The sequence below is a fragment of the Dactylosporangium sp. NPDC005555 genome, assembly GCF_040605635.1.
Taxonomy (GTDB): domain Bacteria; phylum Actinomycetota; class Actinomycetes; order Mycobacteriales; family Micromonosporaceae; genus Dactylosporangium.
Genome location: NZ_JBEXDG010000046.1, coordinates 50,386 through 61,548 on the forward strand (window position 1 = coordinate 50,386; position 11,163 = coordinate 61,548).

An 11,163-nucleotide genomic window follows, 5' to 3' on the forward strand; every position below is an offset into this window, starting at 1 on the left:
GGGGGCACGGATGACCGCCCGGCTCCGCCGGCACTGGCGGCTCGCGATCGACCTGACGCTGTACTCCACCCTCGTCACGCTCTACGCCCTGTCCGGCACGGTCATCTCGGTGCCCCTGGCGGCAGGGCAGCTGGTGCCGCTCGTGTGGCGCCGCGTCGCGCCCGGCACGGTGCTCGCGGTCATCAGCGCGGCGACGGCGGCGCACTCGCTGCTCGGGATGGGCCGCGCCGTCGGCTACCTGCCGGTGTCCCTCGCCATGTACACCGCGGCGACGCACCGGTCGCCGGCGGTGCGGTGGGGGATGTGCGGCGCCGCCGCGGTGCTCGTCACGGTCACCGGCGCGATCCGGCGCGGCCCGGTCGAGGGCGGCCTCCTCGCCGCCGTGGCCCTGATCGTCACCTGGCTGGCCGGCGTCGAACGCGGCGAACACCTCCGCGAACGCGCCGAGCACGACCGGGAACGCGCGGAACACGACCGGGAACGCGCCGAGCACGACCGGGAACGCGCCGAGCACGACCGCGAACGTGCCGAGCGGCGGCTCGTCGAGCGGGAGGCCGAGACCGCCCGGGCGCGGGAGCGGCTGGCCCGCCGCCTGCACGACAGTCTCGCCCACACGATGACGGTCATGCTGGTGCAGGGCGAGGCACTGCGCGCCACCGCGAGGCTCGCCCCCGACGACCGGCGCCGCCTCGACACCGTCCTCGGCGCCGGCCGCGACGCGCTCGCCGAGGTGCGCCTCGCCCTGGCCGAGGAGCACCGGCGGGACGACGCGGCCACGCTGGAGGAGCGGCTCACCGCGCTGCGCGAGGCAGGGTTGTCGGTGCAGGAAGGGCTGGCCGAAGCGCTGACCGTGCTCCCGGTCGCCGTTCGCCAGGTGGTGTACCGCCTGACGGCCGAAGCGGCGACGAACGCCCTGCGGCACGACGGCCCCGGCACCACCCTCCGCGCGAGCGTCAAGGACACCGCGCTGCGGCTCACCACCCACCGCCCGCCCGGTGCGAAGCCCCCGCGACGTGCGGGTGGCGGTGGCCGGTACGGGCTGCGCAGCCTCGAAACGGACGCGCTGGCCGCGGGCGGGACGCTGACCTACGGCCCCACCGCCGACGGATGGCAGGTGACGGCCGAGTTCCCCGCCGTTCACGCGGGCGGGTGAAGGACCTCCCGGCCGTCCCCGTCCGCGCCCTACGCTGAGGGCCGACCAAGGGAGGTGGCGGTGCAGGGACGGTTGCGTGCCGTCGCGCAGTTCGCCGTCGCCGTGCTGGTGGCCGCGGTGACCGCGGTCGTCATCAACACCATGCCGCCGCTGACCGGCGTCCGGCTCGCGGCCGTCGCGGTGGCGGCGCCGCTCGCGCTGCTCGGCGGGCTCTGGCTGGAGATCTTCGCGGTCACCCGGGACGAGCCGAGCCCCCGCCCGCGCAGGGGCGGCCGGCGGCGCAGGATCCGGCGGTTCCTGCGCACCTGGCGCGGCGTCCTGTCGTCGGTGGCGATCGTCGGCGTCGTCGTCCTCGTGCCGCTGCTGTTCGTCCATTAGGGCGGCTTTAGGGCAGACTGGCCGGATGGTGAAGGCGCGGCCCGCCGCCGGCGGGGGACGGTGGGTCGAGATCTCCCCGGAGCGGCTCAAGGGCTGGCTCGACGGGTTCTACGGCCGGCACAACGGCGCCACCGAGGCCGCGCTGACCCTCACGGGTGAGAGCAACGGCGACACCGCGGCCCTGCATCCGCCGCCCGGCCTCGACGGGGTCGCCGACATCGACGCCCTGCTGCAGGGGATCGCGAAGCCGCCGAAGATCGGGCTGCTGCTCGTGCGGCGCGGCGCCGCGGCCGTCGGGGTCGTCGAAGGCACCACCCTGGCGTCCTCGAAGGTCGAACGGTTCTACGTGCAAGGGCGGACCGCCGCCGGAGGGTGGTCGCAGCAGCGGTACGCCAGGCGCCGCGGCAACCAGACGGACGCCGCGATCGAGGAGACGGCCGACATCGCCGCGCGGATCCTGGGCGGCCACACCGATCTCGCCGCGCTCGTCTGCGGCGGCGACCGTCCCATGATCGACCTGGTCCTCGAAGACCCGCGGCTGGAGCGGATCGCCGCGCTGCGCCACCCCCACCTGCTCGAAGTCGCGGAGCCGCGGCTCAACGTCCTGGAGGACGCGGCGGTCACCGCAAGAAAGATCCGTATCCATCTGGTGCCGTGACGTTTGACCGCTACGCTGTGCCTGGGTCGCGAGCCTGACGAGGATGGGTCCGTCGATGGTTGACGTGGTAGTGGGACGCGGCGTCGAGGTTGAGGCGTTCGACGCGGATGCGGACCTCATGGATCGGATCGACGTCGCGTTTCGCGGCGAGGGCAGCGGCGTCGCCGAGCTGACCTGGGGTCAGCAGTCGATGCTGCTCACGATGGACCGCGAGCGGTCGTGGCTGCCGATGGGCGGGCACCAGCCGGTCGCGCCGGGCACCACCGTCGCCGATCTGGTCGACGAGCTGCGCTATTCGCTGGAGCGCTATCAGTCGTTCCGGACGCGGTTGCGCCACGACGACCGGCCGCTCCAGGAGGTCCACGCCGACGGGATCCTGGTCGTCGAGGTGTACGAGTCCGCCGACCCGTCCGGTTTCGCCGCCGAGGTCGAGCACGCGTACCGGACCGCGGAGCCCGATCTCGCCGCCGACTGGCCGCTGCGCGCCGCGATCGTCTGCCGCGACGGGCGCCCCGAGCGGCTCGTCGTGATCATGCCGCACCTGGTGACCGACGCGATCGGCGCCGGCGTCATGGTCGCCGAGGCCGGTGCCCGCGTCGCCACCCCCGTCACCGGGCCGCAGCCGCTCGAGCTCGCCGCCTGGCAGCGGTCGCCGTCCGGGGAGCGGCAGAGCGCGGCCGCCGTCCGCCACTGGGAGCGGCACCTGCCGTCGGTCGCGGTGTTGTCGCCGGTGCTGACGCCGCGGCCGCAGCAGTATCCGAAGGCACGCTTCACGTCGCGGTCGATGGCCGCCGCCCTGCCCGTGGTCGCCGCCCGCACCGGTGTGGACCCGGCGACGATCCTGTCGACGGCGTTCATGATGGCCGTCGGGCAGGTCACGGCCACCGACCAGGTCGCGGTGCGGCACCTGGTCGGCAACCGCTTCCGCTCGGGTCTCGCCGAGGTCGTGACCCCCCTCGCCCAGCTCGGCCTCTGCGTCGCCGACGTGGCCTCCCCCCTTCAGGAGGCCCTCGGCCGGGTCGCTCGCGCCTCCCTCGCCGCGCACAAGCACGCCTACTACGACCCGCTGCGGCTCGCGGAGCTGATCGCCCGCACCGGCACCGACGTCACCCGGACCGTCTGCTACAACGACCGCCGCGTCCAGCGGGCCCCGGCGCCCGACACGACGACCGCCGACGGGGTCTTCGAGTGGGTCGGCGCGTCGACGGGCCCGACGGAGCCGCTGTTCCTGCACATCGACGACGAGCCCGGCGCGCTGGTCCTCACCGTCGACGTGGACACCGCCTTCCTGTCCCTCACCGACGCCGAGACCGTCGCCCGCACCATGGAGTCGATCGTCGTCGCCGGCCGCGGATGACGGGTCACGGCTCCTCGGGGAACGCCTGGACGGGTGTCGTGCCGCGGCGCTGCACCGGGTCGCGCGCCGTCGACGGCCTGCCCGCGCGGGAGTGCGGCGTCGCCGTCGACGGCCTGGCCGTGCGGAATCGCGGCGCCCGCCGGGCCGACCGGCACTGACGCCGCCCGCTCCGGTCAGCCGGTGACGGCGGCGCGCATCGCCTGCCACGGGGCCGCGTCGAAGATGAGCGTGATCGCGGTGATCCGGCCGCCGGTGAGCCGGAAGTGCTCGGCGGTGCGCTGCGTGCCGGCCGGCGTGGCCGTGTGGACGTCGTAGACGAGGGTGGCTTCGGCTGCGCCGTACAACTCGGAGTGCAGATCGACCCCGGTGACGATCCGCAGGAAGTCGGGCAGGCCCGCCAAGTGCGCGGCAGGGTCGTCGAACCGCAGCATCGGGCTCTCGAACCTGAACGGCGTCCCGGTCAGCGCCACGGCCGCGGCGACGTCGCCCCGGAACCTGGCGTCATGATAGGCCCGCACCACATCGACAGTGCTCATCGTGATCGAACTCCTCGCACACCTTGGACGAGCCGGAGGCACAGGTCACGCAACTGATCCGCCTCGGCGGGACCGAACCCGGCGAACACGGCCTCCATCGCCAGCCGCGTCGGCGCCCGGAACCTGTCCAGCCATGCGGTGCCGTCCGCGGTGAGGACGGCGCGCACCGAGCGGCGGTCGGCCGGGTCCGGTGCGCGACGCACCAGGCCCTCACGCTCGAGGGTGTCGACGAGGCCGGTGACGTTGCGCGGGGTGACATTGAGCGCCTGCGCCAGCTCACCCAGCGGCACGCCGTCGTCGCCGCTCGTGCTCAGCCGGAGCAGCAGGTCGAACCCGCCCGCGCTGAGCCCGCGCCCGGTCGCGCCCGCCGAGCGGAGGTGCTCGATCGCCCCGGCCGCGGCCCGCACCGCCGCGGCGGCCTCCAGCAGCGGCAACGCCTCTTCAGCCGTGAACGCGGCCAGCGCGGCCCGCGTGCCGGGGTCGAACAACCTGCCCGCATCATCAGTTACGTACTGCATAATGAAGTCATACAGTAATTGCTCATGACGCCCGGGGCAACCGGGTCTGCCACTAGGCTTTGCCGGTGGGCTACGACTTCACCGCCGAGGATGCCGGCCTCAAGCTCGACGACTGGCAGATGGGTTTCGTCCGGCTCGTGCTGCTGGAGGCGGGCGCCATCGCCGGCGGGGGCCAGGAGCGGCTGTTCGGCAACGAGCAGTTCGCACCGTCGGCGTCGTCGCTTCCCGCGAGTCATTTCAACGCCGGCGGATCGCAGGTCAGCCCGGCGCAGTGCGCGTTCATCGCCGCCCGGCTGCGGGCCGCGCTCACCGCCGACCTGATCGGCGACATGGCCCTGTTCTACTTCGACCAGCCGACCCAGCTGCGGGACTGGGTCGAGGAGTTCGCCACCTTCAACGAGACGGCCACGACCTGCGGCGGCTACCGGGTCCTCCCCGGGTAGTAGGCGGGCCCGGGCGTCTACTACCCGGGTGGTAGGCGGTCGGGGGTCTCGAGGATGACGACCCGTGGCGCGCCCGGCCATAGGCTGGGCCGGCAAGCAGCGCGACGGACGGGGGCGCGGTGGGCCGGGGCGCGGAAGACGGGGGCACGCGCCACGACGACGCGGCGGAGACGCCGCTCGCCGACGCGGTGGACGGGGGCGCGCCGCACGGCGGTCCGGCGGGGGTGCCGGTCGCTGGTGCGGTGTGGGAGCGGTGGTGGCGACCGTGGGTGCCGGCGCTGGTCGGTGTCGTGCAGGTTGCCACGACCGTCGCCGCCGCGCAGCGGGTCAGTGAGCGGCGGCCTGTTGATGCCGTCGCCGTGCTGTTGCTGGTGATCGGGCCGGCCTTGCTGTGGGGGTGGCGGCGGGCGCCCGTGGCGGTGCTCGCCGGGAACTTCGCCGCCACCGCCGCGTATTACACGCTGAACTACCGGTTCGGGCCGGCCGCGCTGAGTCTCGCGGTCGCGATGGTGGTCACGGTCGCGAGTGGACGGCGGCGGGCGACGTGGCTGGTGATTGTCGCGGGCCTGCCCGTGTATCTGCTGGTCAGCGCGACCGTCGGACGACAGGAGACGCCGAGGCCCGCGGCGGTCGCGGCGGTCGCGGCGGTGCTGGGGCTGGTGCTCGCCGCGGGGGAGGCGGTCCGGGTCGCGGGGGAGCGCCGGGCCGACGCGGAGCGGGCCAGGGTCGCCGAGCAGCGGCGGCGGGTCAGCGAGGAGCGGCTGCGGGTCGCGCGGGATCTGCACGACGTCCTCGCGCACCACGTGTCGCTGGTCAATGTGCAGGCGAACGTCGCGCTGCGGCTGTTCGACCGGGATCCGGAGCAGGCCCGCGCGTCCGTGGCGGCGATCAAGCAGGTGAGCCGGGAGACGCTCGACGACCTGCGGGCCGCGCTCGCGGTGCTGCGCCACGACACCGACGCGCCGCGCCGGCCGGCCGCGGGGCTCGGGCAGGTCGACGAGCTGCTGCACCGGTCCGGCGGGGCCGGGCTGCGGGTGACGAAGACCGTCGAGGGCGCACCGCGGCAGCTGGCGACGGCGGTGGACCTCGCGGCGTACCGCATCGTGCAGGAGGCCGTCACCAACGTGCGCCGGCACAGCACCGCGGGCGCCGCGATCCTGCGGCTCGCGTTCGAGGAGGAGGCCGTGACGGTCACCGTGCACGACGACGGACCGCCGGCGCATCCGGGGCGGGGCGACGGCGACGGCATCGCCGGGATGCTGGAGCGGGCCACCGGCCTCGGCGGCACCCTCGAGGCCGGCCCGACGTCCGGCGGCGGATTCCGGGTGCACGCGCGGCTGCCGTACCGGACGGCACCGTGATCCGGGTGCGGGCCGGGCTCCGCACGTCCGGCGGCGGACTCCCGGTGCCCGCGCGGCTGCCGGGCAGGGCGCTGTCGTGATCCGGGTCGTGCTCGCGGACGATCAGGCGCTGATGCGGGCCGGGCTGCGGGCGTTGCTCACCGACGGCGGGATCGACGTGGTGGCGGAGGCCGGTGACGGGCACGCCGCCGTGGAGAAGGCCGCCGAGCTGCTGCCGCACGTGGTGCTCATGGACGTGCGGATGCCGGTGATGGACGGCATCGAGGCGACCCGCCTCATCGCCGCCGACCCGCGGCTCGACGCGGTGAAGGTGCTGATCGTCACGACGTTCGAGCTCGACGAGTACGTGTTCGACGCGCTGCGCGCCGGGGCGAGCGGGTTCGTGCTGAAGGACAACGAGCCCGACGACCTGATCCGGGCGATCCACGTGGTCGCCGCCGGTGACTCGATGCTGGCGCCGAGCGTCACCCGGCGGCTGGTCGCGGAGTTCGCGTCGCGGGCGAAGGTGGCACGGCCCGTGGAGCGGCTCGCGGAACTCACCGACCGGGAGCGGCAGGTGATGCTCCTCGCCGCGCAGGGCCTGACGAACGAGGAGATCGCGGCGCGGCTGTTCGTCACCCTCGCGACCGCCAAGACGCACATCAGCAGGGCGATGACCAAGCTGCGCGTCAGGGACCGCGCGCAGCTGGTCATCATGGCGTACGAGACGGGCCTGATCCGGCCGGGCTGGATGACCTGAGGCGTTCAGGCGCTCCCGCCGCGACGATCGAAGGTGACGACGGCGGTGGTGAGGGCGCTGCACACCGGCGGGGGCTTGACCGCAGGGGACGCTGCCGGGGATGACCCGGCGGCGGCAGGTGTACCACCACAGGATGACCTTCCGACGTGGACGGCAGCATGACGTGCAGGGCGGGCCGTCCGGCGCAGCATGGTTGCCATGTCTCGACTTTTCGACGGCCGATGGGTCGGCCTGCTGGGCATCGGCTGGTTCGTGCTGTTTCTGATCGGCGCGGCCGTCCTGCAGGGCGAGCCGCCCGCGGCGGGCACCCCGGTCACCGAGGTGCGCGCCTTCTTCCACGACCACGGCGTCCGGTACCTGGCGGGGGACTACGTCGCCGGCTGCGCGTTCCTGCTGCTGCTCCTGCCGTTCGGCGTGCTCGCGCCGCGCGTCCTGACCCGGGCCCCGCACCCGCCGGCCGCGACCCTGGCGGCGGCCGCGGCAGCCGCGCTCGTCGTGGCCGGCGGCACCGCCACCTCGTTCCTCGACGCGGTCGCCTTGTCCCGCGGCGACGCCCGGCTCGACGACTCGACGGTCGCGGCGCTGCTGTACGCCAACAGCGCCGGCATCGCGCTCATCGGCCTGCCCGCGGCGGTGTTCGCCGCCGCCACCGCGACCCTGGTCCGCAACGTTTTCGTCATGGCCCTCGGCTGGACCGCCGCCGTCCTCCTGACGACCGGTGCCGCCTTCCCGCTCGTGAGTGCACTGTGGACGGTTCGGTTCGTGAGCTTCCTGACGTTCGCCGTGTTCGTCCTCGCCACCTCGGCCCTCATCCTGTCCGTCGCCCGTCCTCCCGGACACCACGCCCCCGGTGGCGACGCCTGAGCCCGCCCGGCGGCTCGCCGGGACGCACAGCGCCTCGTCGCAGCGATCCGTCAGAACACCGCGGCATCGCCGCGACGGCGGTCGGCGCGCTCGCCCGCCTGTCGCCCGGGATGCTGATCCACGACACCGCGACCGGGAAGGTCGACGTGGCCAACGCGCTGCGCATGGCGGAGGAGTGCTCCGGCGTGACCGCGCCCAGGACGGTGGCGCCGGCGCAGGTGCCGCACCAGCCGCCGGGCGACTATCCGGAGACGTTCAACCGGCTGTAGGGGCGCAGAGCGGTCGCGGACGCGGCGACGAAGAGGGACAGCACGACCGGGATGGCGAGGGCGCCGGGCAGGCCGGCGACCGTGCTGGCGGCGCCGATGAGGACCGGGCCGAGCAGGAACCCGAGATAGCCGAGGCCCACCACGCGGGCCAGGGCGCGGCCGGCGGCGTCCGGGTTGCGGTCGCCGGCGGCCGAATACACCTGCGGGGCGATGAGCGCCATCCCGGCGCCCAGGCAGGCGAAGCCGGCGACAGCGGCGGGCGGCTCGCCGATGAGCAGCGCGCCGCCGAGGCCGGCGGCGGCGAGCAGCCCGCTGGCGCGGACCAGCAGGACCGGGCCGAAGCGGGCGGTGAGGCGGTCACCGACCAGGCGGGTGACCGTCATCGCCACGGAGAACGCGGCGAACGCGGCCGCCGCGAAGCCCGCGGAGCTGTGCAGGTCGTCGCGGAGATAGACGGCGCTCCAGTCGGCGGCGGCGCCCTCGCCGACGAGCGCGCAGCAGACGAGCACCCCGAGGAACAGCACGCCGCGCACCGGCGGGCCCGGCTCGTCCCGCACCACCTGGCCTGCGCCCGGCTCGTCCCGCACCACCTGGCCTGCGCCCGGCTCGTCCCGCACCACCCGGCCCGCGCCCGGCTCGTCCAGCGCCAACCGACCCGCGCCCGGCTCGTCCCGCGCTGCCTGACCTGCGAGCTGCTCGTCCCGCGGTGCCGGAGCATCGGCCTGGTCGTCCCGGGCCGGTGCCTGGCCGGCGAACGGATCGCTGGGCATCGCCCACAGGGCCGACCAGCCGGCGAGGGCCACCATCGTGGCGGCGACGGCCGTGAACGTGGTCCGCGGGCCGATGCCGGCGTGGGCGAACAGGCCGCCGGTGCTCGCGCCGATGAAGCCGCCGATGCTGTACACCGCGTGGAAGGACGACATGATCGGCCTCGGACGGATGTGCCGCTGCCAGGCACGTTGCACGTCGATCGCGTTGGCGTTCATGGCGATGTTCAGCGTGCCGTGCACGGCGCCGAACACGAACAGCGCGACGGCGAGGGCCGGCAGGCCCGGCGCGTAGGCGGGCAGGACGAGGACCAGGCCCTCGGCGAACGCGACGGGCAGCATCACCCGCCGGCTGCCGAACCGGTCCACGAGCCGCCCCGTCGCCTGCATCCCCGTGATGGCGCCCGCGGCGAACGCGAGCAGCGCGACGCTGAGCGCGCCGTCGCCCAGCGCCAGGTCCCGTTTGACGGCCGGGATGCGGACCGTCCACACGCCGAGCGTGATCCCGAAGAGCAGGAACAGCACCGCGGTCGCGACCCTCGCCCGGACAAGAACGGCTGGCACGCGTCGATTCTGCCGCATGTACCGCGCGGGCGCTGACTACGATCGGCAGGATGCGTTTCCGTGAGGCCGTCCACGCCGACCTGCCCGCCGTCGTCGCCCTGCTCGCCGACGACGTGCTCGGCAGGACCCGCGACCGCGCCGTCGTCGACGAGGCCTACGAGCGGGCGTTCGCGGCGGTGGACGAGGACCCGCGCAACCTGCTCGTCGTCGCCGAGGAAGAAGGCGAGGTCGTCGCGGTGCTGCAGGTGACGTACATCCCGGGGCTGGGCCGGCACGGCGCCGAGCGGGCCCTCGTCGAGTCGGTCAGGGTCCGCGCCGACCGGCGGGGCCACGGGCTCGGCGGAGCGCTGATGACCTGGGTCGTGGACCGGGCCAGGGAGCGTGGCTGTGCGCTCGTGCAGCTCACCACCGACAAGCAGCGCTCTGACGCGCGCCGGTTCTACGAGCGGCTCGGCTTCGTCGCCAGCCACGAGGGCATGAAGCTGATGCTGTGAGCACAGCGCCGCGTCAGTGCGGCGTCAGAGGCCCCTGCGACGGTGTCGGCACCGTCAATCCAACAGGAGGCTTCATGCTCTTCCGTAACGGCCTGCGTGCGCTGCTCACGATCATGCTCGCGGCGACCTTCGTCGGTGGCGCGTCCGCCGTGGCGCATGCGGACAACACCGTGCCGGACCCGGACGTGTGGGTGGAGATCTACGCGCCGTACTACAACGCGACCTCCGACAAGTGCCTGGACAACAAGGACGGCAGCAGCGCACCCGGCAATCCCGTGCAGATGTTCGGCTGCCACGGCTACCAGCCGGGCGGTGCGATGCAGCGGTGGCAGTTCTGGAACCGCGGCACGGCCGCCGACCCGACGTACGAGATCCGCAACACCGGCAGCAACCTGTGCCTGCACGCGAGCTCCTTCGGTCCCGTCGTGCAGCAGCCCTGCAACGCCTACCCCGAGGGGCTGTGGCGGGTGAGGCCGACGCAGAACGTCGGACCCTACTTCGGTCTGCAGAGCGTCCGCTACCCCGGCCAGTGCATGGCGACCAGGGGCAGCTCGGGTGACGACCGTGTCCGGGTCTACACCTCGACGTGCAACTACGACAACCAGAACGACATCACCTGGATCCGCCAGGTGTGGTCGTTCGCGTGATCCGGCCGCCGTCCACCTCGATGGCGATCTCCTTGAGGCCGCTGGTCGCCGGGCCGCTCATGCGGGCGCCGTCGGCGATGGCGAACGTCGAGTTGTGCGCCGGGCAGGTGGCGACGCCGTCCTTCGGCGGGGTGACCTTCACGCCCTTGTGCGGGCAGGCGGCGTCGTAGGCCTTGAAGGTGCCGGCGACCGGCTGGACCAGCAGGACGTCCCCGACGACGGTCCCGCCGCCGACGGGGACGTCCACGGTGCTCGCCAGACCGGCCATCGCCGAAGCGGGCACCGGCGAGGCAGCCGACTGGGCAGCCGGCGGGGCCTGATCTTCTGAGGAACCGCAGGCCGCGAGCAGACCCGCCGAACCGGCGCCGAGCAGCAGGGCCCGGCGCCCCGCACACCATCGCATCGACATGTCCGT

The 11,163-nt window shown here is 74.1% G+C and carries 16 protein-coding genes; 12 read left to right on the plus strand and 4 right to left on the minus strand.

What is annotated here, in order from left to right; translation table 11 throughout:
• The first annotated feature begins 10 nt into the window (after nt 1-10).
• Genes ABZS58_RS36725 through ABZS58_RS36745 form a run of 5 tightly spaced genes read left to right on the plus strand, consistent with a single transcriptional unit; the run spans nt 11 to nt 3,704 of the window.
• Complete coding sequence (locus tag ABZS58_RS36725) at nt 11-1,153, plus strand: histidine kinase (RefSeq protein ID WP_354787931.1); 1,143 nt, start codon at nt 11-13, stop codon at nt 1,151-1,153.
• Between the two features lie 60 nt (nt 1,154-1,213).
• Nucleotides 1,214-1,531, plus strand: coding sequence for a hypothetical protein (locus ABZS58_RS36730; protein WP_354787932.1), 318 nt, complete (start codon nt 1,214-1,216; stop codon nt 1,529-1,531).
• 25 nt (nt 1,532-1,556) lie between these two features.
• Nucleotides 1,557-2,189, plus strand: coding sequence for an acVLRF1 family peptidyl-tRNA hydrolase (locus tag ABZS58_RS36735; RefSeq protein ID WP_354787933.1), 633 nt, complete (start codon nt 1,557-1,559; stop codon nt 2,187-2,189).
• 55 nt (nt 2,190-2,244) lie between these two features.
• A complete protein-coding gene (locus ABZS58_RS36740; RefSeq protein ID WP_354787934.1) occupies nt 2,245-3,546 on the plus strand; it encodes a condensation domain-containing protein in 1,302 nt (433 codons plus the stop codon).
• On the plus strand, nt 3,543-3,704 hold the full coding sequence (locus ABZS58_RS36745) for a hypothetical protein (RefSeq protein WP_354787936.1): 162 nt from the start codon (nt 3,543-3,545) through the stop codon (nt 3,702-3,704). Before ABZS58_RS36740 ends, ABZS58_RS36745 begins: the two co-directional genes overlap by 4 nt.
• Nucleotides 3,705-3,719: 15 nt before the next feature.
• Here the strand turns inward: ABZS58_RS36745 and ABZS58_RS36750 are convergent, their stop codons facing one another.
• Both ABZS58_RS36750 and ABZS58_RS36755 read right to left on the minus strand, forming a co-directional pair.
• Nucleotides 3,720-4,082 (minus strand): hypothetical protein, encoded by a 363-nt coding sequence (locus ABZS58_RS36750; RefSeq protein ID WP_354787937.1) that lies wholly within the window; start codon nt 4,080-4,082, stop codon nt 3,720-3,722.
• The gene (locus tag ABZS58_RS36755; protein WP_354787939.1) at nt 4,079-4,600 is read right to left on the minus strand and encodes a MarR family transcriptional regulator; all 522 of its coding nucleotides are present in this window, start codon (nt 4,598-4,600) and stop codon (nt 4,079-4,081) included. Before ABZS58_RS36755 ends, ABZS58_RS36750 begins: the two co-directional genes overlap by 4 nt.
• A gap of 65 nt (nt 4,601-4,665) precedes the next feature.
• Here ABZS58_RS36755 and ABZS58_RS36760 point away from each other — a divergent pair, with 65 nt between their 5' ends.
• The 5 genes from ABZS58_RS36760 (at nt 4,666) to ABZS58_RS36780 (ending at nt 8,276) form a co-directional block, all read left to right on the plus strand.
• The gene (locus ABZS58_RS36760; RefSeq protein WP_354787940.1) at nt 4,666-5,043 is read left to right on the plus strand and encodes a hypothetical protein; all 378 of its coding nucleotides are present in this window, start codon (nt 4,666-4,668) and stop codon (nt 5,041-5,043) included.
• A 119-nt stretch (nt 5,044-5,162) separates the two neighbouring features.
• On the plus strand, nt 5,163-6,404 hold the full coding sequence (locus tag ABZS58_RS36765; RefSeq protein WP_354787942.1) for a sensor histidine kinase: 1,242 nt from the start codon (nt 5,163-5,165) through the stop codon (nt 6,402-6,404).
• Between the two features lie 76 nt (nt 6,405-6,480).
• On the plus strand, nt 6,481-7,143 hold the full coding sequence (locus tag ABZS58_RS36770; RefSeq protein WP_354787944.1) for a response regulator transcription factor: 663 nt from the start codon (nt 6,481-6,483) through the stop codon (nt 7,141-7,143).
• A 198-nt stretch (nt 7,144-7,341) separates the two neighbouring features.
• Nucleotides 7,342-8,007: a hypothetical protein gene (locus ABZS58_RS36775; RefSeq protein WP_354787946.1), complete on the plus strand. Its 666-nt coding sequence runs from the start codon at nt 7,342-7,344 to the stop codon at nt 8,005-8,007.
• Nucleotides 8,008-8,117: 110 nt separating this feature from the next.
• Nucleotides 8,118-8,276, plus strand: coding sequence for a hypothetical protein (locus ABZS58_RS36780; protein ID WP_354787947.1), 159 nt, complete (start codon nt 8,118-8,120; stop codon nt 8,274-8,276).
• Here ABZS58_RS36780 and ABZS58_RS36785 read toward each other — a convergent pair.
• Nucleotides 8,249-9,607, minus strand: coding sequence for an MFS transporter (locus tag ABZS58_RS36785; RefSeq protein WP_354787949.1), 1,359 nt, complete (start codon nt 9,605-9,607; stop codon nt 8,249-8,251). The two genes, ABZS58_RS36780 and ABZS58_RS36785, sit on opposite strands and share 28 nt — an antisense overlap.
• Nucleotides 9,608-9,657: 50 nt before the next feature.
• On the opposite strand from ABZS58_RS36785, the gene ABZS58_RS36790 reads away from it, so the two are divergent.
• On the plus strand, nt 9,658-10,101 hold the full coding sequence (locus ABZS58_RS36790) for a GNAT family N-acetyltransferase (RefSeq protein ID WP_354787950.1): 444 nt from the start codon (nt 9,658-9,660) through the stop codon (nt 10,099-10,101).
• 74 nt (nt 10,102-10,175) lie between these two features.
• The gene (locus tag ABZS58_RS36795; protein WP_354787951.1) at nt 10,176-10,748 is read left to right on the plus strand and encodes an RICIN domain-containing protein; all 573 of its coding nucleotides are present in this window, start codon (nt 10,176-10,178) and stop codon (nt 10,746-10,748) included.
• Here the strand turns inward: ABZS58_RS36795 and ABZS58_RS36800 are convergent.
• Nucleotides 10,714-11,157 (minus strand): Rieske (2Fe-2S) protein, encoded by a 444-nt coding sequence (locus ABZS58_RS36800; protein ID WP_354787953.1) that lies wholly within the window; start codon nt 11,155-11,157, stop codon nt 10,714-10,716. The two genes, ABZS58_RS36795 and ABZS58_RS36800, sit on opposite strands and share 35 nt — an antisense overlap.
• Nucleotides 11,158-11,163 lie beyond the last annotated feature (6 nt).

What these genes read in the sequence shown, in the direction of transcription:
- ABZS58_RS36790 (WP_354787950.1), top strand. Translation starts at nt 9,658, where the DNA reads ATGCGTTTCCGTGAGGCCGTCCACGCCGACCTGCCCGCCGTCGTCGCC.
- ABZS58_RS36775 (WP_354787946.1), top strand. Translation starts at nt 7,342, where the DNA reads ATGTCTCGACTTTTCGACGGCCGATGGGTCGGCCTGCTGGGCATCGGC.
- ABZS58_RS36780 (WP_354787947.1), top strand. Translation starts at nt 8,118, where the DNA reads ATGCTGATCCACGACACCGCGACCGGGAAGGTCGACGTGGCCAACGCG.
- ABZS58_RS36725 (WP_354787931.1), top strand. Translation starts at nt 11, where the DNA reads ATGACCGCCCGGCTCCGCCGGCACTGGCGGCTCGCGATCGACCTGACG.
- ABZS58_RS36755 (WP_354787939.1), bottom strand. Translation starts at nt 4,600, where the DNA reads ATGCAGTACGTAACTGATGATGCGGGCAGGTTGTTCGACCCCGGCACG.
- ABZS58_RS36745 (WP_354787936.1), top strand. Translation starts at nt 3,543, where the DNA reads ATGACGGGTCACGGCTCCTCGGGGAACGCCTGGACGGGTGTCGTGCCG.
- ABZS58_RS36800 (WP_354787953.1), bottom strand. Translation starts at nt 11,157, where the DNA reads ATGTCGATGCGATGGTGTGCGGGGCGCCGGGCCCTGCTGCTCGGCGCC.
- ABZS58_RS36735 (WP_354787933.1), top strand. Translation starts at nt 1,557, where the DNA reads ATGGTGAAGGCGCGGCCCGCCGCCGGCGGGGGACGGTGGGTCGAGATC.
- ABZS58_RS36795 (WP_354787951.1), top strand. Translation starts at nt 10,176, where the DNA reads ATGCTCTTCCGTAACGGCCTGCGTGCGCTGCTCACGATCATGCTCGCG.
- ABZS58_RS36740 (WP_354787934.1), top strand. Translation starts at nt 2,245, where the DNA reads ATGGTTGACGTGGTAGTGGGACGCGGCGTCGAGGTTGAGGCGTTCGAC.
- ABZS58_RS36750 (WP_354787937.1), bottom strand. Translation starts at nt 4,082, where the DNA reads ATGAGCACTGTCGATGTGGTGCGGGCCTATCATGACGCCAGGTTCCGG.